This is a genomic window from Nonomuraea sp. NPDC049758, assembly GCF_040674635.1.
Taxonomy (GTDB): Bacteria; Actinomycetota; Actinomycetes; order Streptosporangiales; family Streptosporangiaceae; genus Nonomuraea.
In genome coordinates, this window is the sequence record NZ_JBFAMZ010000012.1 from 265,827 (window position 1) to 290,077 (window position 24,251).

Annotated in this window: 21 protein-coding genes; 6 read left to right on the forward strand and 15 right to left on the reverse strand. The window is 73.8% G+C overall.

What is annotated here, in order from left to right; genetic code table 11:
* Positions 1-241: 241 nt before the first annotated feature.
* The 5 genes from AB0J46_RS30110 to AB0J46_RS30130 form a co-directional block, all read right to left on the reverse strand.
* Complete coding sequence (locus tag AB0J46_RS30110; protein ID WP_364337602.1) at positions 242-1,720, reverse strand: DHA2 family efflux MFS transporter permease subunit; 1,479 nt, start codon at positions 1,718-1,720, stop codon at positions 242-244.
* Positions 1,721-1,965: 245 nt separating this feature from the next.
* Positions 1,966-2,490 (reverse strand): type II toxin-antitoxin system prevent-host-death family antitoxin, encoded by a 525-nt coding sequence (locus AB0J46_RS30115; RefSeq protein WP_364337603.1) that lies wholly within the window; start codon positions 2,488-2,490, stop codon positions 1,966-1,968.
* A gap of 73 nt (positions 2,491-2,563) precedes the next feature.
* Entirely contained in the window at positions 2,564-3,508 is a 945-nt protein-coding gene (locus AB0J46_RS30120) for a TIGR01777 family oxidoreductase (RefSeq protein ID WP_364337604.1), read from the reverse strand.
* 146 nt (positions 3,509-3,654) lie between these two features.
* Positions 3,655-4,542, reverse strand: coding sequence for an aldo/keto reductase (locus AB0J46_RS30125; protein ID WP_364337605.1), 888 nt, complete (start codon positions 4,540-4,542; stop codon positions 3,655-3,657).
* Positions 4,543-4,731: 189 nt separating this feature from the next.
* Positions 4,732-5,361 carry a class I SAM-dependent methyltransferase gene (locus AB0J46_RS30130; RefSeq protein ID WP_364337606.1) on the reverse strand — a complete coding sequence of 210 codons (630 nt, stop codon included), beginning with the start codon at positions 5,359-5,361 and terminating at the stop codon, positions 4,732-4,734.
* A 279-nt stretch (positions 5,362-5,640) separates the two neighbouring features.
* Here AB0J46_RS30130 and AB0J46_RS30135 point away from each other — a divergent pair, with 279 nt between their 5' ends.
* On the forward strand, positions 5,641-6,405 hold the full coding sequence (locus AB0J46_RS30135) for an SDR family NAD(P)-dependent oxidoreductase (RefSeq protein WP_364337607.1): 765 nt from the start codon (positions 5,641-5,643) through the stop codon (positions 6,403-6,405).
* 104 nt (positions 6,406-6,509) lie between these two features.
* Positions 6,510-7,064 carry a DUF4142 domain-containing protein gene (locus AB0J46_RS30140; RefSeq protein WP_364337609.1) on the forward strand — a complete coding sequence of 185 codons (555 nt, stop codon included), beginning with the start codon at positions 6,510-6,512 and terminating at the stop codon, positions 7,062-7,064.
* A 217-nt stretch (positions 7,065-7,281) separates the two neighbouring features.
* Here the strand turns inward: AB0J46_RS30140 and AB0J46_RS30145 are convergent, their stop codons facing one another.
* From AB0J46_RS30145 to AB0J46_RS30190, 10 genes are all read right to left on the reverse strand, one after another.
* Entirely contained in the window at positions 7,282-10,383 is a 3,102-nt protein-coding gene (locus AB0J46_RS30145; protein WP_364337610.1) for a chondroitinase family polysaccharide lyase, read from the reverse strand.
* A gap of 59 nt (positions 10,384-10,442) precedes the next feature.
* Positions 10,443-11,816, reverse strand: a complete 1,374-nt coding sequence (locus AB0J46_RS30150) for a WD40 repeat domain-containing protein (RefSeq protein ID WP_364337611.1) — start codon at positions 11,814-11,816, stop codon at positions 10,443-10,445.
* Positions 11,817-11,884: 68 nt separating this feature from the next.
* Positions 11,885-13,297: an aldehyde dehydrogenase family protein gene (locus tag AB0J46_RS30155; RefSeq protein WP_364337612.1), complete on the reverse strand. Its 1,413-nt coding sequence runs from the start codon at positions 13,295-13,297 to the stop codon at positions 11,885-11,887.
* The gene (locus AB0J46_RS30160) at positions 13,294-14,349 is read right to left on the reverse strand and encodes a P1 family peptidase (protein ID WP_364337613.1); all 1,056 of its coding nucleotides are present in this window, start codon (positions 14,347-14,349) and stop codon (positions 13,294-13,296) included. Before AB0J46_RS30160 ends, AB0J46_RS30155 begins: the two co-directional genes overlap by 4 nt.
* Entirely contained in the window at positions 14,349-15,530 is a 1,182-nt protein-coding gene (locus tag AB0J46_RS30165) for a M20 family metallopeptidase (protein ID WP_358286198.1), read from the reverse strand. The genes AB0J46_RS30160 and AB0J46_RS30165 overlap by 1 nt, the downstream gene beginning before the upstream one ends.
* A complete protein-coding gene (locus AB0J46_RS30170; RefSeq protein WP_364337614.1) occupies positions 15,527-16,351 on the reverse strand; it encodes an ATP-binding cassette domain-containing protein in 825 nt (274 codons plus the stop codon). The genes AB0J46_RS30165 and AB0J46_RS30170 overlap by 4 nt, the downstream gene beginning before the upstream one ends.
* Positions 16,320-17,234, reverse strand: coding sequence for an ABC transporter ATP-binding protein (locus AB0J46_RS30175; protein ID WP_364337615.1), 915 nt, complete (start codon positions 17,232-17,234; stop codon positions 16,320-16,322). Before AB0J46_RS30175 ends, AB0J46_RS30170 begins: the two co-directional genes overlap by 32 nt.
* Positions 17,221-18,054 carry an ABC transporter permease gene (locus AB0J46_RS30180; RefSeq protein WP_364337616.1) on the reverse strand — a complete coding sequence of 278 codons (834 nt, stop codon included), beginning with the start codon at positions 18,052-18,054 and terminating at the stop codon, positions 17,221-17,223. Before AB0J46_RS30180 ends, AB0J46_RS30175 begins: the two co-directional genes overlap by 14 nt.
* Entirely contained in the window at positions 18,051-18,989 is a 939-nt protein-coding gene (locus AB0J46_RS30185) for an ABC transporter permease (protein WP_364337617.1), read from the reverse strand. The genes AB0J46_RS30180 and AB0J46_RS30185 overlap by 4 nt, the downstream gene beginning before the upstream one ends.
* A complete protein-coding gene (locus AB0J46_RS30190; RefSeq protein ID WP_364337618.1) occupies positions 18,986-20,485 on the reverse strand; it encodes an ABC transporter substrate-binding protein in 1,500 nt (499 codons plus the stop codon). Before AB0J46_RS30190 ends, AB0J46_RS30185 begins: the two co-directional genes overlap by 4 nt.
* An 89-nt stretch (positions 20,486-20,574) precedes the next feature.
* Here AB0J46_RS30190 and AB0J46_RS30195 point away from each other — a divergent pair, with 89 nt between their 5' ends.
* Genes AB0J46_RS30195 through AB0J46_RS30210 form a run of 4 tightly spaced genes read left to right on the forward strand, consistent with a single transcriptional unit; the run spans position 20,575 to position 24,135 of the window.
* On the forward strand, positions 20,575-21,366 hold the full coding sequence (locus AB0J46_RS30195; protein ID WP_364337619.1) for a GntR family transcriptional regulator: 792 nt from the start codon (positions 20,575-20,577) through the stop codon (positions 21,364-21,366).
* Positions 21,367-21,395: 29 nt separating this feature from the next.
* The gene (locus AB0J46_RS30200; protein WP_364337620.1) at positions 21,396-22,379 is read left to right on the forward strand and encodes an adenylate/guanylate cyclase domain-containing protein; all 984 of its coding nucleotides are present in this window, start codon (positions 21,396-21,398) and stop codon (positions 22,377-22,379) included.
* The gene (locus AB0J46_RS30205; RefSeq protein WP_364337621.1) at positions 22,376-23,134 is read left to right on the forward strand and encodes an aminotransferase class IV; all 759 of its coding nucleotides are present in this window, start codon (positions 22,376-22,378) and stop codon (positions 23,132-23,134) included. Before AB0J46_RS30200 ends, AB0J46_RS30205 begins: the two co-directional genes overlap by 4 nt.
* A 29-nt stretch (positions 23,135-23,163) precedes the next feature.
* A complete protein-coding gene (locus tag AB0J46_RS30210) occupies positions 23,164-24,135 on the forward strand; it encodes an LLM class flavin-dependent oxidoreductase (RefSeq protein WP_364337622.1) in 972 nt (323 codons plus the stop codon).
* Positions 24,136-24,251 lie beyond the last annotated feature (116 nt).

Here is a 24,251-nt window from a genome sequence, read left to right on the forward strand (position 1 = left end):
CTGCCAGTGCCGTGGCTGCGATGGACGTCGAAGCGAGCACGCGCAGAAGGGCGTGCGGCATGAAGCGTTCCCCCGAACCCGTCTAACTCATCCCATCAGAAACAATGGTCACGAGATGACCATATTTCCTCACTAATCGTCAAACGCGGCGCAACATGGAACTCCAATTCCCGCCCCCGCCACCTCGCCCCCGCGGCCACCTCATCCCCGACGACGCGTTCGCTCGACGCCAGGTGAGCCGCTACGCCGCCCGGCGCGCCCCCGTCCGGCTCACCGCCGTGACCACGGTGGCCGCCACGGCGAGCACCAGCAGGACGCCCACCGCCAGCCGGTAACCGTCCTGCAGTACGCCTGTCACGCCGGACAGCCGGGCGGGGTCGGCGGCGTAGACCAGGTGGCGCTCGGCCGCCGGCACGGACGCGGCGACGATCGCCAGCGACATGGCCGTGCTGATCACGGTCGAGACGTTGACCAGCATGAGCCGTACACCGTTGACCACGCCGAGCCGGTCCTGCGGCGCGTCCATCATGATCGCGGTGGTGTTGGCGGTGATGAACAGCCCGCTGCCCGCCCCCACCAGCGCGAGCGCCGTCCCGAGCCAGGCGTAGGGCACGGACGGGTCCAGCGCGGCCAGCATGACCGCCATGCCCGCCGCGCTCACCGCCGAGCCGGCCACCGCCACCGTGCGCGGGTGGAACCGTCCGGTCAGCGCCCCGGCGACCAGCGAGGTCAGGGCCGAGGCGGCCGAGACGGGCAGCACGGCGAGCCCGGCCTGGGCGGGCTCGAACTGCCGGGTGGACTGCAGGAACAACGAGATCACCAGCACGATCGAGAACTGCCCGAGCGAGTTGAGCACGGCGGCCAGGTTCGCCAGCGCGAAACCGCGGTCGCCGAACAGCCGCAGGTCGAGCAGCGGCGTCCGGCTACGCCACTCGACCAGCGCGAACACCGGGGCCGCCGCCGCGAACGCCACCCCGCCCGCGACCACCCACGGGCTCAGCCAGCCGAGTGAGCTGCCCTGCGACAGGGCCAGCAGCAGCCCGCTCAGCCAGGTGAACAGCAGGACGATCCCCGGCACGTCCAGCCGCTCGCGCGGGCCCCTCGGCACCGGGCGGAGGGTGACCGCGCCCCACACGATGGCCGCGACCCCGACGGGCACGTTGAACCAGAAGATCCACCGCCAGCCCGCCGCGCCCGCCAGGAACCCGCCGAACGACGGCCCCACGAGCCCCGCCACGGAGATGATGGCCATGTAGACGGCCATGCCACGGCCGAGCCGGGCCGGCGGGAAGGCGCCGGCCAGGATGGCCGAGCTGTTGGCCAGGATCATGGCCGAGCCGCACGCCTGGGCGACGCGGGCCGCGAGCAGCGCCTCGATCGAGGGCGCGAAGCCGGCCGCCAGGCTCGCGACGGTGAACACCACGAACCCCAGTAAGTACGTGCCGCGCCTGCCGAACAGGTCGGCCACCCGCCCGAACACCACCAGTCCGACCGAGCTGACCAGCATGTAGGCGAGCAGCACCCAGCTCGCCAGGAAGGCGCCGACGTGGAAGTGCGCGACGACGGCGGGCAGGGCGACGTTGAGCGAGCTGGAGTTGAGCCCGGTCAGGAACATGCCGAGGCTGGTGACCGAGACGGCCCTCCAGGCGTACCGGAGCTGCGCCGCCTCATCCTCCGCCCCCGCCACCGGCACCGCCACGACGGCCTCGGACTCAGTCACACCGGACCGCCTGAACGTTCATGCCCCACTCTTTCTAGAATCCCCCTCTAGGAAAGAGCCCACCCCACCGATTGTCAAGATCCCATCCCCAGGAACGTACGGTCACAGGCGCGGGCGAGGGTGGGGGTGGGGGTGGAGGTAATGCAGCGGTGCACGCGTAGATCCGGGCGCAGGGGGCGGGCGCAGGGGGCGGGCGCAGGGGCGCAGGGGGCGCTGTGGGAGGCGGCGCCCCCGGTGGGGAAGGTTCAGGCCAGTGTGCGGAGGGCCTGCTCCACGGTGTCGCCGGTGCCGACGGCCACCTCGCCGCCGTTGCCATCACGTGCGACGGCGATCACGCCGGACCCGGTCGGATGGCGGCTCAAGGTGACCGTGCAGCCGTCGCGCAGCAGCGCCCCCACGTCGGCCGCCCTCTGGGGCGCGGCTCGCTCACCGGAGCCGGGCCCGAGCAGACGGGTGGCCGCGATCAGTGCGGCGACCGGCGTCCGGTGCCGGGCCAGGAGCACAGGGCTGTCGTCGTACGGCTCCGAGACCTGCCGGACGAGCTCCCCCAGCTTCGCCTTGGCCGTGGACAACGACACCACGGGCAATCCGGTCAGCATCCCGGGAACCTTGGACAGCGGCACCAGCGCGGCCCACTCCCAGCGCTCCCGCGTGATCAGCGTGATCTGCCCGTCACCCGCCGCGCCGACCAGCGCCCCCCAGCGGGACCGTGCCTCCTCGACCCCGATGGGCACGCCCAGCCTGTCCTCCATCTCGCTGTAATTGATCATGAGGAAAACCGTAAGGCACCTTACGATATTCGCGCAAGGATCCTCGCCCGCTCCCGCGAGGCGTCCGGCGCGCTCACCTCCCGCGACGCACCCTCCGGACGAGGTTGTCGGCGGCCTCCCGCCACTGCGGGTACTCGAAGGCGAAACCCGCCTCCAGCAGCCGCCCCGGGACGACCCGGCGGCTCTTGAGCAGCAACTCGGTGTCGGACCGCAGCGCGTACGCGCCGAGTTCGGCCATCCACCGCGTCGCGGGCAGCCCCACCGGCACGCCCCACGCGGACCGGAGCGTCCGCATGAACGCGGCCTGCGGCAGCGGCCCGGGCGCGGCCAGGTTGACCGGTCCGTCCAGGTCGTCCCGCCCGGCCAGGAACTCGACCGCGCGGACGAGGTCGCGGTCGTGGATCCAGGACACGTACTGGGCGCCGCCCGCCAGCGGCCCGCCGAGGCCGAGCCGGGTCATGCGCAGCAGCACGTCGAAGACGCCGCCACGGTCGGGGCTCATCACCATGGCGGTGCGCAGGGCGACCTTGCGCGTGTGCGGGGTCTCGGCCCGCTCCTGCTCCCGTTCCCACGCCTTGGCGATCTCGACACTGTAGCGCCAGTAGCCCGGGACGCCTGGCTCGTCGCCGCCGATCAGACCGGTCGCCTCGTCGTTGGGGGCGTCGAAGCGGTGGGCGTAGACCGTGGCGGTGCTCATCTGCAACCAGACCCGGGGCGGACGTGCGGCGGCGGCGATCGCCCGTCCCACGACTTGGGTGGAGCGCACTCGCGAGTCCATCATGGCCCGCAGGTTGGCGGGGGTGTAACGGCAGTTCACGCTCCGCCCGGCCAGGTTGACCACGAGGTCGCTGCCGTCGATCTCGTGCGCCCACGCGCCCAGGGTCTCGCCGTCCCAGGCGACCTCGCCCTTCCGGGACGGCCTGCGGGTCAGCACCACGACCTCGTGGCCGGCGGAGGTCAGCGCCCTGCGGAGAATCTCGCCGACCTGTCCGGTTCCTCCGGGAATCACGGTCTTCACTCTGCCGACCCTACTCCCGTCATTTGAACGCGTTCAGGGCGGCCCCGAGCGCGCGCCGGGTAGCGCGCTCATCGCGGCGGAGGGCGTCGGAGAGGACGAAGGAGCAGAGGGGTCCTGGCCGGGCGGGAGTTCGTGGTCGTGGCGGATCAGGACGTGAGGGCGTCCAGCGTCCGCATGTCCTCGTCGGTCAGGGTGAGGTCGGCGGCGGCCAGGTTCTCCTTCAGATGAACGGCCGAGCCAGTGCCGGGCGTGGGCAGGACGACCGGGGAGCGGTGCAGCAGCCACGCCAGCGCCACCTGCCCGGACGTCGCGCCGTGCCGGTCGGCCACCCGCTCGATCGCCGCCCCCGTCCCGGCCCCCGCGGCGAGGGAGCCGTTCCCGAGAGGGAACCACGGCAGGAACGCGATGCCCAGTTCTTCGCACCGCGCCAGCACCGGCTCCGACTCCCGGTCCAGCACGTTGAACCGGTTCTGCACCGACGCCGGCCGCAGGACGGTCAGCGCCTCGTCGAGCTGGTCCAGGGTGACGGTGTCGAGCCCGATATGCCGGATCTTGCCCTCTTCGCGCAGTTCGGCCAGTGTGCCGAGCTGGTCGGCGAGCGGCACCGTGGGATCGATGCGGTGGAGCTGGTACAGGTCGATGGTGTCGGTGCGCAGGCGGCGCAGGCTCGCCTCGCACATGGCGCGCAGATCCTCGGGGCGTCCGGCGGCGTGCCACTTGTCCGGACCGGTGCGGATCACGCCGCCCTTGGTCGCCAGCACCAGGTCGCCCGGGTACGGATGGAGGGCCTGGGCGATCAGTTCCTCGGCGATGTCCGGGCCGTAGTTGTCGGCGGTGTCGATGAGCGTGACGCCGCGGTCGACGGCCAGGCGCAGGAGCGCGACCGCCTCGCCGGGCGTGAGGCGCGGGCCCCAGTAGCCGGGGCCCGTGAGCTGGGCGGTGCCGTAGCCGAGGCGTCGCACCCGCAGCTCACCGGCGATCTCGAACGTCCTGCCCACCACCGTGCCCGCCCTTTCCCCGATGAAAGGGCCCATCGTACGGCCGCCTCACCGCCGGGACCGCCGCTCCCTGACAGGGCGGGGCTCGTCCAGCAGCGACGACGGGTCAGGCTCCAGCCGGGACCGGGGAGCCGGGACCGGGGAGCCGGGACCGGGGAGCCGGGACCGGGGAGCCGAAAGCCGGAGCCGGACATCCGGCACTCCCAGGTGCCGCCGGGCCTGTTCTCAGAGCGTGGCAACCACCGCGTAGCGCTCGTCGGTGATCTCCTTGCCCCACAATGCCGGGTCGGGCAGGGGATGCACCCGAAGGTCGCCGACCAGGGGACGGAGGGCCGTGGTCAGGTTGTCGGCGGTGACGCCGCCCATCCACGGGAAGTGCTCGCCCGGCACGTAGTCGGACTGCCCGCCGGAGGTCTGCCAGCGGCCCTCGACCAGCACCAGCCGGCCGCCGGGGCGCAGCAGCGACACCCAGCGGGCCAGCGCCGCCTCCGGGTCGGGGATGGTCCACAGCAGGTGGCGGGCCAGCACGACGTCGAAGCGGCGGTCGCCGACGGGCGGGTCGGCCGCGTCTCCCGTCAGCACCGTGGCGCCGGTGGCGGCCAGTTTGGCCCGGGCCCGTTCGACCATGCGCGGCGCCAGGTCGACGGCGGTCAGACGATGGCCCTGGACGGCCAGCAGCAACGACAACGAGCCCGTGCCGCAGCCCAGGTCGAGCACGTCGAGCGGCCCGGCGGGCACCCACTCGGCCAGACGCGCCGCCCAGGCGGCCCTGACCTCGGGGTCGCGGAGCCCGTGGTCGGCTTCGTCGTCGAAGGAGTCGGCGGCGGCGTCCCAGAAGCCTGCGATGGTCGTCATGAGTCGCATCCTGGCAGGCGCCGCCGACAGTTTCGGGCCTGCGGCCGTACGCCCCCACGCGTCAGGATCCCCGGCCCGGCGCGGCCCCCTGCCCGACCGGCCGTTCCGTGCGCCCCCGCGCGCTGGATCGCCGGGCGGGCGGCGCGACGCGGGCGGGGAGGGCGGCGCGGGCAGGGCGGTCGTGGGGAGGGCGGTCGTGGGGAGGGCGGTCGTGGGGAGGGCGGTCGTGAGCGGGGGAACCTGGTGTACTGGTCTGACCAGTCGCTAGTGTTTCTCAGCATGACGGGATATGACGCGCTGTTCCGCCTCGACGGGCGGCGGGCCGTGGTGATCGGGGCCGGCAGCGGGATCGGCAGGGAGTCGGCGTTCGCCCTGGCCGCGCATGGGGCGTCCGTGGTGTGCGCGGACCGGGACCTGGCCGCCGCGCAGGAGACCGCCGCCGGGTGCGGGGGCACGGCCCGGCTGCTCGACGTGCTGGACGCCGACGCCGTCCGGGCGGCCGCCGCGGAGGAGCCGGCCGACGTGCTGGTGTTCACGGCGGCGACGAACGTGCGCAAGCGGCTGCTCGACTACTCCGGCGAGGAGTTCGACCGGGTGGTGGGGCTGAACCTGCGGGCCTCGTTCGACGTGGTGCGGGCCTTCGGCGCCGGGATGGTGCGGCGGGGGCGCGGGTCGATCATCGGGTTCGCGTCGATCCGGGCGTCGGTGACCGAGCCGGGGCAGGGCGTCTACTCGGCCACGAAGGCGGGGCTGGTGCAGTTGCTGCGGACGGCGGCGGCCGAGTTCGGCCCGCACGGCGTGCGCGTCAACGCGATCGCGCCCGGCGTCGTGGAGACCCCGCTGACCCGGCAGATCAAGGACAACCCCGACTGGTACGCCGCGTACGCCGCCAAAAGCGCCCTCGGCCGGTGGGCCACCGCGCCCGAGATGGCCGGCGCGGTGGTCTACCTGGCCGGCGACGCGGCGAGCTTCGTGACCGGCTCGGTGTTGTACGTGGACGGCGGCTGGACCGCCGTGGACGGCCGTTTCGATCCGCCCAATTAGCTCGAATACTCCCGACCGGATGGGGCAGCAGGCACGGGTCCCATTGAAGGGAGGGACTCATGAGAACAGCACGGAGCCACTTAGCACCCGCGGGAATCGCGGCCGTGCTGGCGTTGACCGTGTCCGCCACAGCCCCCGCCGCGGCCCAGGCCGCCACCACCGTCCGGCCGGTGGCCGCGCCCGGCGCCGCAGCCGCCCCGTCCGTCCAGGCGTTCCACGCCTCGGGCCAGGACCGGGCGTACCTGCGGCAGGCGCACCGCGGCAATCTCGCCGAGATCGCGGCCGGGAAGGCCGCGCTCCGCAGGTCGCACGACAAGGACGTGCGCGAGATCGCCTGGCGGCTGATCCGTGACCACCGCAAGCTCGACGCCCGGCTGCGCGAGGTCGCGCACCGGCTGCGCGTCAGCCTTCCTGACGCGCCGAGCGCCGCCCAGCGCGACGACCTGGACGCGGTGCTCACCCGCCGTTCCGGTCACCGGTTCGACCGGGCGTGGCTGCGCCTGGAGGCCGGGGCGCACGAGCAGACGCTCACGCTGATCCGGCGCGAGCTGCGGGACGGTCACTCCGGCTGGGTGCGGGACCTGGCGCGCGACGGCGCCCCCGCGGTCCGGCACCACCTGCGCGAGGTCCGCGCGGAGCTCGACCGGCACACCCGCTGACCGGGCGTGCATCATCCCGCCCCGCGACCGGGACGCAAGCCGTCTGACCAGGACGCGAACCGTCCGACCGGGAGCGTGAACGGTCCGACTGGAGACATGAACCGTCCGACCGGGAACGCGAACCGGCTGACCAGGACGTGAACCGTCTGATCGGGACGGTGGTCGTCGCGGTCGCGGGCGTGAGCTCCGGGCGGGGGCGCCCCCGCCCCCGCCCGGGTCAGGTCGCGGGACTCAGCCGCACCTGCACCGGCCGTCCGTGCACGGTCTCGAACTCCAGGACCGTGCGCGGCCCGGTGATCCTCGTCCGGCACGGCTGGCCGGCGTCCGCCCGCCACCGGCCGTCCAGGGTCACCCTCATGCGGTGCGGGTGGCTGGGACTGGCCAGCCAGGGCCGCGACCACGGGCTGTAGTGCCCGACGTAGCGGCCCTTCTCGTACTGGTCGTGGTCGATCCCGCCGTAAAGGCGCAGGTCCGGATCGCACACCGCGATCACCAGCGTCTCCCCCTCCGTACGGACGAGCAGCATCGAAGGCGTGTCCACCTCGCGTACCAGACCTTCCAGGCGGGTGCGCTCGAACACCGCGTACCCCGTGATGCCGGTGTCCCGGTCCCGTACGACGTGGGCCGCCGTGTCGGCGCGCAGCACCCGGTAAGGGGCGCTCGCCGCGTCCCCCATCGCGGCGGCGAAGCCGGCCATGCGCTCGGCCGTGGCGTTCACCACCATCGCGTACTCGTACGTCCCGTTCCGAGGGGCGGTGCCGTGCCTGATCCAGGCTGTGGCGAAGTCTCCGCTGGTGGGCTCTTCCGTGGCGTTGTTGCGGGAGGTCTGGGCCGAGCGGGTCAGGGCCACTTTCTGCCCGGGCGCCAGGTAGTAGCCGATGCCCTTGTCGTCGAGCAGCCAGCGCGGGCCGCCGTCGAGCTCCTGGTGAGGGAAGGCTGTGACCGCGGCGCCGTCCACCACGGTGGGGGCGGTCCTGGCCGGCAGCCGGGTCTGGAAGAGGGTGGTCTCTGTCTCGTCCGCGGTGTCGTCGTTGGTGATGCCGGTGCCCAGGGCCACGACGCGGTCGTCGAACAGGAACACCGACTTGCGGGCCCGGTGCGTGCCGTCGTACTTGGGGTGTCCGTGCAGGTCCATGGCGAACAGGGCGTTGCGTCCGTCGATGGTGCAGGCTCCGGCGAAACGGGAGTCGGTGAGGAGCATCTCCTCGATGGCCCCGGTCAGGTCGCCTTTGAGCTGGTCGAGCGGTTTGTGGATGACCGTGGTGCCGGGGCGGCGGTTCCAGTCCCAGCCGGGCTGGGCGTAGCCGCTGTCCTGGTTGGTGACGGGGTCGCCGCGGTGCAGGACCTGGATCTGGCCGTAGGTGTTGTAGCGGCCGTACCAGTTGGCGCCGACGTAGATCTCGGTGCTCCACAGGTAGCGGTTGTGCCCGCGTACGGTGATCTGCCATTCGTCGCGGCGGTGCACGGCCAGCGCCGCGTAGTTGAGCGCCCAGGCGCCGGTCGGAGCCGGTTCCGGGGCGATGCCGCGCGCGGCGAGCCGGGCCGCGAGCTCCTTCTGCCGCGGCGTCGGGTTGCCGGGCAGCAGGCGTAGGAAGGCGGCGGCGATCTCATCGTCGATCGGGGCAAGCCACTCGAACGGGACGATCGACAGCGCGGTGGCGCCGCTGGGGTTGCGGCCGCTGATCGAGATCGGCCAGTGGTTCTTGTTGGCGTAGACCCGCTGCGTGAGCAGCGCCTTGCGCAGCCAGCCGGACGCCTCGGGCGAGATCGCGAACGAGCCGCCGTGCAGGACGTAGACCAGCGGCGCGAGCCCGGCGAAGCCGTCGCGGACGTAGTCGGGGAAGAAGCCGACATGGTGGAAGGCGGTGCCGTCCACCTTGATGCCGTCCTGGATGCCGTCGGTGGGCAGCAGTGTGGCGTTCAGCCAGTCGCGCAGCGCCCGCAGGTACGCCACCTGCTGCGCCTCGCCGTCGCGCAGCAGCACGGCCGCCAGCATGCCGCGGACCGTGGTGTTGTAGAGGTCCATGATGCTGCCCCGGGCCATCCGGAAGCCGAAACCGCGGAAGATCCGGCCGAGTCCGCTCAGCCATTCCAGGTCCGCTCGTACCCGCTCCAACTCCCCCGCCTCGCGCAGGGCGTCCCGCATGAGGTAGACGGAGTCGTACAGGCCGCGGACGTCGTAGCCGAGATGGTGGATCGTGCCCTGGCAGCTGCCCTTCGTCCAGCCCTGTTCCCGCAGGTGGGCGACCATGCGCAGGTAGAGGGCGGCCAGCGCGGGACGTTCGGCGGGGGCGGCCTGGTGGGCCTGGGCGATCGTCTTCATCAGATCGCTGCAGGCGCGCAGCGTGACCGGGTTCACGAACGCCTTGAGCTCGGCGGCGATCTCGGCCGGGTAGATCTGGGCCTGGTAGGCGTGCGTGGGGCGGCCCTCCAGGGCGGCGACCTGCGCGGTCAGCCCCGGCACGTCCGGCTTGACCTGGGCGGTCAGGTACTCGTCGTGGTAGCGGGCGTGCAGGGCGCGCAGCGAGGCCAGCTCGCCGGCGGACGGCGGCGACAGGTCGGGCTCGACGGTGGCCAGCAGCCGGTCGAAGCGGTGCAGTGCCTGCCAGTGCTGGTTGTCGTACTCGTCGCCCTCGGGGGCGATGTCGGGGAGCTGGTGGTCGCGGCAGGGGGCGTCGGGACGCAGCGGCACGTTGAGCATGAGCTGGTCGAGGTGCAGGGTCCCGGCCCGGCGCGGGGCGACGATCCGCAGGGTGTCCATGTCGGGGTGGGGCCGGCCGTGCATGTCGTAGGCGTACCGCACCCAGGCGGTACGCCACCCGCTGAACCCGAGCCGGAACTCGAACCACAGGTCGGTGCGCTCACCCCGGCCGAACTCGAACCGCAGCACGTCGTCCACCGGCTCGGCGTTGTGCACCCACACGCAGAACGCGTCCACCAGCCCCTGCCACGCCTGGTCGTCGCCGAGCCGGTAGGGGTCGGGCGCCCACCGCAGCGGCGCCCGCACGGTGATCACGTCGCGGCCGGCGTGCTCCCAGCGCAGCGACCGCGTCCCGCACACGGCGACCCGGTCGCTGATCGACAACGTGGAGCCGGGGCCGGCGGCGAAGTGCGGCGGGACGGCGCTCTCCAGCAGGAACACCGGCGGGTCCATCGCCATGGCCCGCTGCTCCAGCCCTTCGGCGGCCACTCCCGCGGCGGCCGGTCCGCCCACCAGGCCGGACGCCGCCAGTGCCGCCGTCCCCGGGCCGCCGCCCGCGCCGAGGAAAGCGCTTGCCGCACCCGCCTTGAACACCGTTCTGCGCGTGATCTCCACCATGCGCGCCATCCAACGCGACCGCTGCGGCGAGGTAAAGACATCTGGTCAAACCGTTATCCTCATCGGAGGGAGCAGAGGCTCACGTCCCCGTCGCCGCCGCCGTAGTCCGAAGGGTCCGCGCCGCCGGCGTAGCGGTCCCAGTCCGCCCTGCTCAAGGTCTGGGGGCCGTCGTCGCACAGGGTCTGCTCGGGGGCGGCGACCACCTGCCGCAGGTCGTGGAGGTCCCACAGGGAGAAGGTGGCGCTCTCGGGGGCGGCCAGCAGGGCGCTGCGGGCGCCGTCGCCCAACGCCACCCCCCGCACCTCCGACGGGTATCCGCGCAGCCCGGCCAGCCGGACGGGCCGGGAAGGGACGGACAGGTCCCAGAGCGATCCGTTGCCGTTGGAGCCCGCCAGGAGAGCGGTCCCGCCGTCGGGTGTGAGGGCCACGTCGAGCATGTCCGCCGGAGGCATCCCGATGACGGCGGTCCGGACCGGGCGGGCCGGGTCGCCGAGCGTCCAGACCTCCGCCTGGCTCCGCAAGTCGGCCCCCGGGTCGCGCCGCGCGACGACGAGGACGCGTCCGTCGCCGCTCAGGGCGGCGGCCGTGCCGGTGTGGATGGCCGGGGTCAGCTCGGCCGCCTTCACCGGGTGCGCCGGGTCCGCCAGGTTCCAGATCGTCACCGGGCCCCTGCCGGTCATGGTGACCGCCGTCCTGCCGTCGCCGCTGAGGTCGAGGTCCTCCGTCGAGGAGTCGTGGACGGCGGTGACCGAGCGCCGGACCGGGTGGTCGCGTGCGGTCAGGTCCCACACCAGCAGGTTCCCGGCGAAGTCGGCGACCGCGGCGACCCGGCCGTCCCGGCTCACCGCCACCGCCTGGACGTCGTCGAGCGGCCCCTTCGCCGCCACGCCCGGCAACGTCGCCCGGCGGGCCGGGCGGGCGGGATCGGTGAGGTCCCACACGGTCGTGGCGCCGTCGTCGCCGCCGGTCAGAGCGGTGCGGCCGTCGTGGGAGAGCGCCGGCGCCGCGTCCTCGGGCCCGTCCAGCGTGACCGATTTCCCGGAGCCGAGCTCCCAGACCTCGGCCTTGCCGTTCCCGGCGACCAGGCCGACGCGTCCGTCTCCGCTCAGCTCGGCGTGCCAGGTGCCGCCGGAGTCGCGGGGCCGGAGGTCGTCCCTGCGCCCCAGCAGGAGGGTGTCGGTCAGCCCGGCGCGGGTCTGGTCGTCGGCGTGCACGCCCACAGCGGCCAGGCCGAGGTCGCGCGCCTTGACCGGATCGTCCCCGCGCAGCTCGGCGGCGTGCAGCGCGAGCCCGTGGGCCAGCGCGACGCGCTCCCGGTCCCGCGCCTGCCCGTGCTCCCGCCACCAGGCCGTGCCGGCGCAGGCCAGGGCGACGGCCAGGAGGGCGGCGAGCGCGGGCAGGGCCCTGCCGCCGCGCGCTCGCGGGACAACCACCGGAACGTCCGTCCGAATAGCCAGGGCACGCGCCTCCTCGCCGTTTGGGCGCCACCCTACAGCGGCCGTCAGGGGCGGATGATCGCCATTCTGGTCACCGTCATTTCCTCCATGGCGAAGCGCGGGCCCTCGCGGCCGCTGCCCGAGTCCTTGACGCCGCCGTACGGCATGTTGTCGGCGCGGAAGCCGGGCACCTCGTTCACCACCACGCCGCCGGTCTGGATGCGTTCGATCGCGGTGAAGGCGGTGGCCAGCGAGCGGGTGTAGACGGAGGCGTGCAGGCCGTACCGGGAACGGTTGACGGCCTCGAAGGCGGCGTCGAGGTCCGGCACCCCGCGGACGCACACCACCGGGCCGAAGATCTCCTCGTCCCACGCGGCGGCGCCGTCGGGCACGCCGGACAGCACGGTCGGCGCGATCGCCCGGCCCTCGCGCACCCCGCCGGCGACCACCTCGGCGCCCGAGTCGCCGATCCACGCGAGGACGCGGTCGGTGGCGGCGGCGTCGATCAGCGGGGCCACGCGGGTCCCGGGCAGGCGCGGGTCGCCGACCGCGACGTCCTTGACGCGGGCGGCCAGCAGCGCCAGGAACTCCGCCCGTACGGGCTCCTCCACCAGCACCCGCTGCACGGCGATGCACGCCTGCCCGGAGGCGTAGTAGCCGCCGCGCACGACGGCGTCGGCGGCGGCCGCCAGGTCGGCGTCGGCGGCGACCACGAGGGCGGCGTTGGAGCCGAGTTCGAGCAGCACCTTGGTGGGGGCGGCGGCGCGGGCGATGGCGTGCCCGGCGGCGGCCGAGCCGGTGAAGGAGACCGCGCCGATCCGCCGGTCCTCGACCAGCGTGCGGCCGACCTCGACGTCCCCGGTGACGAGCTGGACGCCGGCGGGCGGCAGGCCGCCCTCGCGGAGCAGGTGCACCAGCCGGAGCGTGGCCAGGGGCGTCGCCGGGGCGGGCTTGACGATCACCGGGCAGCCGGCCGCGACCGCCGGGGCGATCTTGTGGGCGGCCAGGAGCAGCGGGTAGTTGTAGCCGGTGATGCCGACGACGACGCCGATCGGCCGCCGCGTCCAGAACCCGATCAGCCCCTCCCCCGACGGCAGCAGGTCCAGCGGGACGGTCTCGCCGTGCAGCCGGGCGACCTCCTCGGCGGCCGTGGCGAGGGTGAGCAGCGTCCTGGCCACCTCGACCCGGCAGTCGACCAGCGGCTTGCCGGTCTCCAGGACCAGCAGCCGCTCGAACTCCTCGCGGCGGGCGGCGAGCGCGTCGTGCGCGGCCATGAGCGCGGCGCGGCGGGCGTGCGAGGGCAGCGCGGCCATGGCGGGCGCGACGGCCAGCGCCGCCTCCAGGGCGCGGGCGGCGTGGGCGGGGGTGCCCAGCGGGGCGCGGGCCACCACCGAGCCGTCGTAGGGGAAGATCACCTCGGTGGTGTCCTCGGTGGCGGCCCATCCGTCTCCGATGGGCAGGCCGTCCGGCCAGGTCATCTGTCTCCCCCTAGGACGCTCGGGAACACGTCGAGGTACGCGGGCGCGTCCTCGCGGCCGGTGGCGGCGAGCATGGCGTGGGCCACCGCCCGGCTGAACACGTCGGCCGCGGCGGCCAGGACGTCCTGGAGCCCGTCGGGGCCGGGGGCCGGGCGGGCGCAGGCGGCCAGGCCGAAGACGGTGTCGCCGTCGACCATGGTGTGGGCCGGCCGGATGGCTCTGGCCAGGCCGTCGTGGGCGACCCCGGCCAGCTTGCCGCACTGGGCCTTGGTGAGGGTGAGGTCGGTGGCCACCACGCCGATGGTGGTGTTGAACGAGGTGACCTTGTCCGGCTGCCACGCCCCGGCCTCGGCGGGGTCCGGGCGGCGCAGGTGGCCGAACTCGCCGGGCAGGCCGTAGCGGACGCCGGCGAGGGTGGCGCCCGCTGGGTCGAGCACGGACCCGGCGGCGTTGACGACGGCCAGGGCGGCCACGGTGACGCCGCCGGGCAGGACGGCGCTGGCCGTCCCGACGCCGCCGGCCAGGCCGCCCGCCATCGCCCCGGCGCCGGCCCCGATGGACCCGCTGGCCGTGGGAGGCGCGGTGGCGTGCCGGGCCGCGCCACCGTAGCGGGCGGCGGCGTAGGCGGCGGCGCCGAGGGCGGCGTCGGGGGTGGCGCGGAAGTCGCCGCCGCGCCCGAGGTCGTAGATGACGGCCGCCGGGACGATGGGCACCACGCCGCCCGCCACCGGGAAGCCGATGCCCGCGTCGGCCAGCCCGTCCATCACCCCGCACGCGGCGCTCAGCCCGTACGCGCTGCCGCCCGACAGCACGACGGCGTGCACGCGCTCGACCAGGTTGCGCGGATCCAGCAACTCGGTCTCGCGGGTGCCGGGAGCGGCGCCGCGCACGTCCACGCCGGCCACCACGCCCTCCGGCGGAGCCAGCACCACGGTCGTGCCCGTGCGGTAGCCGCCGCCCACCCGGTGCGCGTGCCCGACGCGCAGCCCGGCGACGTCCACCAGCGAGTTCGTCGGCCCGGGACGCATGCCGGGGGCGGGTTCGGCGAGCATCAGAAGTCCCGGTGCAGGAAGCGCCGCGCCGCCTCGGCGAACACCCGGGTGCACCGGACGATCTCGGCGACCTCGACGTACTCGTCCGCCTGGTGGGCGATCCACTTGCCGCCGGGGCCGTACACGACCGAGGGGACGCCGCCCCAGTGGGTCAGCACGGTCCCGTCCGTCGAGCCCGGCACGCCGCCGTAGACCGGCTCCTCCCCCGTCACCGTACGGTGGGCCGCCGCCAGCGCGGCCACCACCGGGTCGGTCACCGGCACGTCCACCGGCGGCCGGTCCACCAGGACCGACACCGACGCCTCGATCCCGTCCCCGGCCGCGGCGAGGGCGGCCACCCGGTCGGCCACGACCTTGTGCTCCAGCCCGGGGATCGTGCGCACGTCGACGAAGACGGACGCGGTGGCGGGGATGACGTTGACCTGCTCCTCGCTGCCCGCCCGCACCACGGTCGGGGTGACGTACACCTCGCCGAGGTGCTCGTGGGCCGGATGCCGTTCCTGAAGCTCCCGCTGGAGGCCGCTCAGGGCGACCAGCAGCGTGCCGACCGCCTGGACGGGGTTGCGGCCGTGCTGCGGCATCGCGCCGTGGGCCATCTTGCCGGTGAGGTCGACGCGCAGCCGCAGCGCGCCCTTGGCCACCGCGCAGATCTCCCCGGCCTCGGGCTCGGCGACGATCGCGCCGTCCACGCCGTCGGCCAGCCCGGAGGCGACGAAGTGGTGGGCGCCGATCATCAGGCCCTCCTCGTCGGCCAGCGCGCACACCTTGATCCGGCCGGGGAACGGGCCGGCGAGCTGGAGCGCGCGGGTGGCGTAGAGGGTGGCGGCCAGGCCGGACTTCATGTCGGCGCTGCCCCGGCCCCACAGCCGCCCGTCGCGGATCTCGCCGCCGAACGGGTCGACGGTCCAGGTGGACAGGTCGCCCTCGGTCACGACATCGGTGTGGCCCTCGAACATCAGCGTCGGCCCGTCGCCGCCGCCGCCCTCGACCACCGCGACGACGTTGGGCCGCCCGGCGGCGGCCTCGCTCACGACCGGGTCCCAGCCCCACTCGCGCATCCTGGCCTCGACCAGCTCGGCGGCGGGCCGCTCGGTGCGCCCGCGCGCGGGGTCGTTGGTGCTGGGGATGCGCACCAGGGCCTGCGTGAACTCCACGACTCCCCGCTCGTCGACCTCGATCACAACAATCCCTCCAGGGTCGGTACGGCCTGCAGCAGGTCACGCGTGTACGGGTGGCGCGGCGCGGCCCAGACGTCGTCCACCGGGCCGGTCTCGACGATCTCGCCGCCGCTCATGACGGCCACGGTCTCGCACACGTGCCGGACCACCGACAGGTCGTGCGAGACGAACACGAGCGTGAGGCCCAGCTCGTCCACCAGGTCGGCGAGCAGGTTGAGGATCTGGCCGCGGACGGACACGTCCAGGGCGCTGACGGGCTCGTCGGCGACCAGCACCTTCGGCCGGGGCGCGAGCGCGCGGGCGATGGCGATGCGCTGCCGCTGACCGCCGGAGAACTGGTGGGGGTAGCGGTCGGCGGCCGAGGCGGGCAGGCCGACCTCCGCCAGCAGCTCGGCCACCCGCCCGCCGACCGGCAGGCCGAGCGCGACCAGCGGCTCGGCCACCAGGTCCCGCACGCGCATGCGCGGGTCGAGCGAGCTCATCGGGTCCTGGAAGACGATCTGCAGGTTCTCCCGCAGGAAGCGCAGCCGCCGCTCCGGCAGGCCGGTGATCTCCCGCCCGTCGAAGACGACGGACCCGCCGGTGGGCCGGTCGAGGCCGCACAGCAGGCGCAGCAGCGTGGACTTGCCGGAGCCGGACTCGCCGACGATGCCGAACCGCTCGCCGCGGCGGACGGTCAGCGACACCTCCCGCAGGGCGTGGACGGGCGCGCCCGGCCTGGTGAGCGAGGTGCGCGGGCGGTGGTAGACGCGGCTGAGACGGCGCGCCTCGATCAGCGCGTCGCCAGAGGGCTCATTCTGCGGGGTGCCAGCATGCGTGGGCATGGCCGTCTCCTGTCAGCGCCGGCGGGGTCTCGCACCGCGGGGTGGCGTGCGGGCAGCGGTTGCGGAACACGCAGCCCTCGGGGAAGGCGCCCGCGGGCGGCACGCTGCCCTTGATGGTGGGGAGCCTGGTGCCGCGCGGAGTGAGCCGGGAGGCGGCCAGCAGGCCCTCGGTGTAACGGTGGCGGGGGCGGGTGAAGACCTCGCGGATGGGCCCGGTCTCGACGACGCGGCCGCCGTACATGACGATCACCCGCTCGCAGACGGAGGCCACCACCGCCAGGTCGTGGGTGATGAACAGCAGCGCGGGGGCAACCTCGGCGATCAGCTCCAGCATCTGCTTCTGCACGGTGACGTCGAGCGCGGTGGTCGGCTCGTCGCAGACGAGCAGCCCCGGCTCGTTGGCCAGGGCGATGGCGAGCATGACGCGCTGCCGCTGGCCGCCGGAGAGCTGGTGGGGATAGGCACGGGCGATCTGCCCGGGTTCGGGGAGCCGGACGCGGTCCAGCAGGGCGAGCGCGCGCCGCCCGGCCTCGGCGCGGGGGACGCCGTGCAGGGTCATGGCCTCGGCGACCTGCGCGCCGACGCGCATGAGCGGGTTGAGCGCCGTCATCGGCTCCTGGAAGACCATGGACAACGCGCGCCCGCGCAGGTCCTTCAGCCGCTTCTCGGGCACGCCGAGCAGCTCGCGTCCCCCGAGCCTGGCCGTGCCGGACGCGGTGACGCCCTCGGGCAGCAGGCCCATGAGCGACAGCGCGGTCAGCGACTTGCCGGACCCGGACTCGCCGATCAGCCCGACCCGCTCGCCGGGCCCGATCGCGAACGACACGTCGTGCACGAGCCCCACCGCGCCGGCCCGTACGGAAAGCCCCTCAACCGTCAGCACGGACCCTCCTGAGCTTCGGATCGAGCTGGTCGCGCAGCCCGTCGCCGAGCAGGTTGAACCCCAGGACGGCGAGCGCGATCGCCAGGCCCGGCCACAGCGCGAGGCGCGGGGTGGAGAACAGCAGCTCCTGCGACTCCTGCAACATCCGCCCCCAGGACGGGGTCGGCGGCCGGGTGCCGAACCCGAGGAACGACAGCGCCGCCTCGGCCAGGATCGCGATCGCGAACGACACCGACGCCTGCACGATCAGCACGGACCCGATGTTCGGCAGCACGTGCCGCACGGCGATCGCGCCCCGGCGGCGGCCCGCGGCGCGCGCGGCCAGGATGTAGTCGGTCACCATGACCTGGAGCGTCGCGGCGCGGGCCACCCGCGCGAACGCGGGCACGGTGGCCACCCCGATCGCGATCATCGCGGTGAGCGTGCCGGCCCCGTAGACCGCGCCCAGCATGACGGCCAGCAGCAGCGCGGGGAAGGCGAACACCAGGTCGTTGACCCGCATGATCAGCTCCGACAGCCAGCCGCGCGGCGTCATCCCGGCCACCACGCCGAGCGGCACGCCGAGGACGGCGGCGATCCCGACGGCCACCACGCCGACGTAGAGGGTGGTGCGCGCGCCGACCATGAGCTGGCTGAGGGTGTCGCGGCCGAACTTGTCGGCGCCGAGCAGGTAGCCGCCGCCGGGGTCGCGCAGCTTGCGGGCGGCGTCGACGAGGGTCGGGTCGTGCGGCGTCCAGACGAACGAGACCAGCGCGGCCAGCGTCACCAGCCCGACCAGCGCGCCGCCGGTCAGCAGCGCGGCGTTCGCGCGGCCCTTCATCGCAGCCTCGGGTCGAGCAGGCGGTAGGCGACGTCCACCACGAAGTTGATCAGCAGGACCGCGGCCACCAGCACCATCACCACACCCTGGACGAGCAGCAGGTCGCGCCCGGCGACGCCGTTGAGCAGCAGGTCGCCGAGCCCGGGCAGCACGAAGACCCGCTCGACCACGACCGCCCCGACCAGCAGGGTGGCCAGTTGCAGGCCGAGCACGGTGACCACGGGGATCGAGGCGTTGCGCAGGCCGTGCCGCCACAGGGCGCCGGTGCTGCCGCGGCCCTTGGCGCGGGCGGTGCGCAGGTAGTCCTCGCGCATGACGTCGAGGACGGCGCTGCGCACGTAGCGGGTGAGCACGGCGCCCTGGACGAGCCCGAGCGACAACCACGGCAGCAGCAGCGAGCGCAGCCACTCCTGCGGGCTGTCGGCGATCGGGACGTACCCGCCGGAGGGCAGGGCCTGGGCCTTCACCGCGAACACGAACACCAGCAGGATGCCCGCCAGGAAGGCGGGGACGGCGATGCCGAGCTGGCTGACCGCGCTGATCGCCGCGCCGAGCGGGTTGCGGTGGTGCACGGCGGCGAACGTGCCGAGCGGCACCGCGACGGCCAGCGCCAGCACCATGCCGCCGAGCACCAGCACGGCCGTCACGCCGAGCCGCTCGCCGATCTGCGGGCCGATGGGCGAGCTGGTGACGTAGGAGACGCCGAAGTCGCCGTGGGCCAGCCCGCCGATCCAGTCGAGGAACTGCACGACCGGCGGGCGGTCGGTGCCGAACTGCCGGCGCAGCGCGGCGACCGCGTCGGGGGTGGCGTTGACGCCGAGGGCGATCTCGGCCGGGTCGCCGGGCAGCAGCGCCATGAACGCGAACACCGCGACGGCGGCGACGGCGGCGCTCACGATCAGCACCGCCAGCCGTTTGAGCAGGTAGAGCGTCACTGCTTGGCGAGACCGGTAAAGTCGAAGGACTCCGCGATGGCGTTCTTCGGCAGCCCGGTGACGCCCTTCTTCGCCACGATCAGGTTGGGGAACAGGAACAGCCAGTCGGCGGCGGCGTCGGCGGAGAGCAGCTTGGCGGCCTTCTTCAGGTCGTCGGTCTGCTGCTGCTCGGTGCCGGCGTCGGCGGAGGCGAGGAGTTTGCCGAACTCGGGGTTGTCATAGTGGAAGTAATACGATTTATCGGCAAAAATCCCCATGTCGCGGGGCTCGACGTGGTTGATGATGGAAAGGTCGTAGTCGCCCTGCTTGAACACCACGTCCAGCCAGCGGGCCGGGAACTCCAGCGGCTCGATGTCGGCCGTGATGCCCACCTGGGCCAGCTGCGACTTCACGACCTGCGCGCTCGCCACCGCGTACGGCAGGTTGGGGATGCGCATCTTGACCGTCAGCGCCTTGCCGCCCAGCAGTTCCTTGGCCTTGGCGGGGTCGTAGGGGTAGTCGCCGGTGCGGTCCTCGTACCAGGGGTCGGTGGGCGGCACCATCGAGCCGATGAGCTGGCCGCGCCCGGCCCACGCGGTGTCCAGCAGCGCCTTGTGGTCGATGGCGTACCGGACGGCCTGGCGGGCCTTGACGTCGTCGAACGGCGGCCGGGCGTTGTTCATGGACAGCACGACCTCGCCGTTGGTGGTGCCCTCGACCGTCTGGAACCGGTTCGGATCGGCGAACTGCTGCAGCGACTCGGGGGCCTGCACGGCGGAGATGACGTCGATGCCGCCGGTCAGCAGCGCGTTGTTCATCGCCGTGGCGTCCTTGAAGTACTTCAGCGTGATCGCCGACAGCGCCGGCTTGGCACCCCAGTAGGAGGGGTTGGCGGCGAGCTGGATCGACTCGCCGCGCTTCCACGCCCCGAGCGTGTACGGCCCGGTGCCGACGGGCTTGTTGGCCAGGTCGGCCACGCCGGTGCGGCTGAACATGGCGCCGAGGCGGGTGGCCAGGGCGTAGAGGAAGCCGTTGCTCGGCCGCTTGAGGGTGACGACGGCGGTGGCGTCGTCGGTCTTGGCCACCTTGTCGATGACGTCGAGCTGGGCCTTGATCTTGAGCTTCCAGTCGCTCCTGACCCGGTCGAGCGAGAACACCACGTCGTCGGCCGTGAACGGCGCCCCGCTGCTGAAGGTGACGCCCTTGCGCAGGGTGAAGGTGTAGGTCTTCCGGTCGTCGGAGACCGACCACTTCTCGGCCAGCAGCGGCTTGATCGAGCCGTCCTGGTCGAGCTTGACCAGGCCCTCGTAGACGTTGACCAGCAACGCCTGCGGGATGGCCGCGCCCTCGGTGGCGGTGAAGTCGAGGTTGGCCGGCTCGGCCACGAACCCCACGGAAAGGGACTGGGCCTTGGGGGTGCCTGCGGTGCCGGAACCGCCCGAGCCGGAACCGCCGCCACAGGCGGCTGTGACCAGCAGGAGACCGCCCACGGCGATCCAGATTCCGATTCGCCTCATGTCTTACAGCCTCCTGGCTAGTGCACTGGTCTGACCAGTAGGCTACGCACATTGCCAGTCCGTGACGGCTCGGGTCAAGGGGGCTTCCGATGGGTGCACGGTTCGAGCCGGTGCGGGCCGTACGCGCTTACGAGCGGGTCGTGGAACAGGTCGAGGAGGCCATCGAGAGCGGGGCCCTCGGGCCGGGGGCGCGGCTGCCGAGCGAGCGCGAGCTGATGGTGCAGTTCTCGGTCGGGCGCTCCACGGTGCGGGAGGCGCTGCGCGTGCTCCAGGCACGCGGCCTGGTGCGGTCCCGGCCGGGCGATCCCAACGGCGCGGAGGTGCTGCCGTTCTCCCCCGCCGCCTTACACAAGTCGATGACCACGCTGGCGCGAGTGGCCGAGCTGTCGCTGGCCGAGCTGGTGCAGTTCAGGATGGTGCTCGACTCCTCGGCCGTGCTGCTGGCCGCGCGGCTGCGCACCGAGGAGCAGCTCGCCGAGATGGAGGCGGCCATCGCCGGCATGCGCGCCGCCCTGCGCGCCGCCGCGCCCGCCGCCACCGCCTCCGCCTCCGCCGCCGCGTCCGACCACGACGCCTTCAGCGCCGCCGACGTGGCCTTCCACGACGTCGTCGTGGCGGCCAGCGGCAACACGCTGATCCAGGTCTGCACCGACGTGGTCCGCTCGGTCGTGCTGGGGCTGATCGCCGGGAAGATCGCCGACGCGCCCGACCGCGAGTCGCTGATGCGGCGCAGCATCCGGCACCACGAGGAGGTGCTGGCCGCCGTGCGCGCCGGCGACGGGGCCTCGGCCGCGCGTCTGCTGCGCCGGTCCATGTACGACTACTACGCCGTCCACCTGCCCGACGCCGAGCGGCCCGCCCTGCGCGCCCTCCTGGAGTGACGCCCGCCACAGGGTGTTATGTTGCACGCGTGTCACGCGAGGACGGGGACGGGGTGGCGGAGGCGTTCCTGCGCGCGCCGCGCCGCTACACCAGCCACCAGGTGGCCCACATGGCCGGGGTCCCGGTCTACCGGGCGCGCCGGTTGTGGCGGGCGCTGGGGTTCGCCAACGTGGCCGACGACGCGGTCGAGTTCACCGACTCCGACGTCGAGGCGCTGCGCACCATGCTCTCGATGGTCAGCTCCGGCGCCTACGACGAGGAGCACATGCTGCTGATGGCCCGCTCGATCGGGCGGGCGACGGCCCGGCTCGCCGAGTCGCAGGCCGAGCTGGGCGCCGAGGCGCTCGACCAGGCGGGCGTGCCGCTGGCCGAACGCCCGCGGGCCTGGCGGCGGCGGGCCGAGCGGGTGGTGCCCGACCTGGCGCGGCTGCTGGTCTACGCCTGGCAGCGGCAGCTCGCCGCCGCCGCCGGCCGGCTGGCCGACCAGGACATGAGCGCCGTGCGCATGGCGGTGGGGTTCGCCGACCTGGTGGCCTTCACCCGGCTCAGCCGGCAGATCACGGCGACCGAGCTGGCCCGGCTGGTCGACAGGTTCGAGGGCCGCTCGGCCGACGTCGTGACGTCCTCGGGCGGGCGGGTGGTCAAGACGCTCGGCGACTCGGTGCTGTTCGTGGCCGACAAGTCGCACGTGGCGGCCGAGATCGCGCTGCGCCTGGTGGAGACCCACCGCGGCCGGGACATGCCCGAGCTGCGGGTGGGCCTGGCCGCCGGGCCGGTGATCTGGCGCATGGGCGACGTGTTCGGCACCACCGTCAACCTGGCCAGCCGGCTCACCGCGCTCTCCCTGCCGGGAACGATCCTGGCCGACCCCGAGATGGCCGAGGAGCTGGAGGGCGACCGGGCCTTCCTGCTGCGCGCGGTCGACCGGCTGTCAGTGCGCGGGCTCGGCGAGCTGGCGCCCTTCACGATCATGCGCGCGGGGTCCGGCGGACAGGACATGCTGGACGCATGATCGTACGAGCGGTGGTCGAGGGCAGGCCGGTGGACGCCGACGCGCGCTTCGCGCTGGAGGCCCGCTACGGGCACTTCACCGCCATGCAGGTCAGAGACCGGCGCACCCGCGGCCTGGCCCTGCACCTGGAGCGGCTGGCGGCGGCCAACCTGGAGCTGTTCGGCGCCCGGCTCGACCCGGCGGCGGTGCTCGGCTCGATCCGGGCCGTGCTCGGCGACGACCTGCGCGACGCGGGCGTGCGGGTCTACGTCGTCGAGCACGACGGCCGCCCGCGCGTCGTGGCCACGGCCGCCCCGCCCACCGAGGTCTCCGCCCGCCCGCAGCGCGTCACGGCGGTCGTCTACCAGCGTTACCTGCCGCACGTCAAGAAGGCGGCCGGGTTCGCCCAGGCGCACCTGCGGCGGACCGTCGCGCCCCTGGGCTTCGACGAGGCGCTGCTGACCACCGCCGACGGCGTGATCAGCGAGGGCGCGATCACGAACGTCGGCTGCTGGTCCGGCGGGCGCCTGGTGTGGCCGGACGCGCCGATGCTGCACGGCACCGCCATGGGCCTGCTGGAAGGCGTCGACGTGCCCCAGGAGCGCCGCCCGCTGCAGGTCGCCGACCTGCCGGGCTTCGACCTGGTGTTCCTGTGCAACTCCCACGGCGTGGTCCCGGTCGGCGAGGTCGACGGCGTCCCGCTGCGGCAGGACGGCCCGGCGCTGGCCCGGCTGCTCTCCTGCTACGACGCCGTCCCGTGGGACCCGCTGGATTGATCCCGGGGCGTGCGGCGTTGCACGCAGGCGTGACCCTCTACTCGATTCTCGACCGTTCGCTCCTGCGCCGGGGCTCCGACGCGGCCACCGCGCTGCGGGACACCGTCGCGTTCGCCCGGCAGGCCGAGGAGCTGGGCTACCACCGGTTCTGGGTGGCCGAGCACCACAGCGTGCCCGGCGTGGCGGGGGCGGCGCCGACCGTGCTGGCCGCGGCCGTCGCGGCGGCGACCGGGCGGATCCGGGTGGGCACCGGCGGTGTGATGCTGCCCAACCACCGGCCGCTGGTGGTGGCCGAGCAGTTCGGCGTGCTGGAGTCGCTCCACCCCGGGCGGATCGACATGGGGCTCGGGCGTTCGGTGGGGTTCACGGGCGGCGTCCGGCGGGCGCTCGGGCACGGCAAGGAGGCCGCGGACGGGTTCGGCGACCAGGTCGGCGAGTTGCTGGGGTACTTCACCGGCGGGCAGCGGGCGCATCCGGGCGTGCACGCCGTCCCGGCCGAGGGGCTGCGTCCGCAGGTGTTCGTGCTGGCCATGGGGTCGGGGGCGGATCTGGCGGCGGAGCTCGGGCTGCCCATGGTGATCGGGGCCGGGCCGCGGGCGGTGGAGGCGGCGGCGCGCTACCGGGCGGGGTTCCGGCCCTCGGAGTGGGCGGCGCGGCCGTACGTGATGGCGGCGGTCAGCGTCGCGGTCGGGGCGACGCGCGAGGAGGCGGCGCAGCTCCAGCTGCCGGAGGCGTGGTCCACGGCGCGCTCGCGCACCAGCGGCGCGTTCCCGCCGCTGGTGCCGGCCGAGGAGATCGCCCGGCTGGAGCTGACCGGGCGGGAGCGGGCGCTGCTGGCGGAGGCGCTGAAGGGGCAGATCCACGGCACCGCGCCGGAGGTGGCGGTCGCGCTGGGCTCACTGGTGGAGGCCACCGGCGCCGACGAGGTGCTGGTCACGATGAACACCTACGACCTGGAGCGGCGGCTGGAGTCGTACCGGCGGCTGGCCGTTCTGGTTTGATCGCCAATTCCACCGCATTTTGTTGGCAAATGCCCCCATTGCGCGCGCCAATTCGGTTCCGGTAATTACCGGATGTCACCCCTGTTCCATCCGGGCAACACCCATACCTAGGGGGT

Coding starts and splice junctions, on each gene's coding strand:
- AB0J46_RS30190 (WP_364337618.1), bottom strand. CDS start 20,485: ATGAGGCGAATCGGAATCTGGATCGCCGTGGGCGGTCTCCTGCTGGTC.
- AB0J46_RS30170 (WP_364337614.1), bottom strand. CDS start 16,351: ATGCCCACGCATGCTGGCACCCCGCAGAATGAGCCCTCTGGCGACGCG.
- AB0J46_RS30195 (WP_364337619.1), top strand. CDS start 20,575: ATGGGTGCACGGTTCGAGCCGGTGCGGGCCGTACGCGCTTACGAGCGG.
- AB0J46_RS30125 (WP_364337605.1), bottom strand. CDS start 4,542: ATGGGCCCTTTCATCGGGGAAAGGGCGGGCACGGTGGTGGGCAGGACG.
- AB0J46_RS30145 (WP_364337610.1), bottom strand. CDS start 10,383: ATGGTGGAGATCACGCGCAGAACGGTGTTCAAGGCGGGTGCGGCAAGC.
- AB0J46_RS30130 (WP_364337606.1), bottom strand. CDS start 5,361: ATGACGACCATCGCAGGCTTCTGGGACGCCGCCGCCGACTCCTTCGAC.
- AB0J46_RS30155 (WP_364337612.1), bottom strand. CDS start 13,297: ATGACCTGGCCGGACGGCCTGCCCATCGGAGACGGATGGGCCGCCACC.
- AB0J46_RS30205 (WP_364337621.1), top strand. CDS start 22,376: ATGATCGTACGAGCGGTGGTCGAGGGCAGGCCGGTGGACGCCGACGCG.
- AB0J46_RS30160 (WP_364337613.1), bottom strand. CDS start 14,349: ATGCTCGCCGAACCCGCCCCCGGCATGCGTCCCGGGCCGACGAACTCG.
- AB0J46_RS30115 (WP_364337603.1), bottom strand. CDS start 2,490: ATGATCAATTACAGCGAGATGGAGGACAGGCTGGGCGTGCCCATCGGG.
- AB0J46_RS30135 (WP_364337607.1), top strand. CDS start 5,641: ATGACGGGATATGACGCGCTGTTCCGCCTCGACGGGCGGCGGGCCGTG.
- AB0J46_RS30180 (WP_364337616.1), bottom strand. CDS start 18,054: ATGAAGGGCCGCGCGAACGCCGCGCTGCTGACCGGCGGCGCGCTGGTC.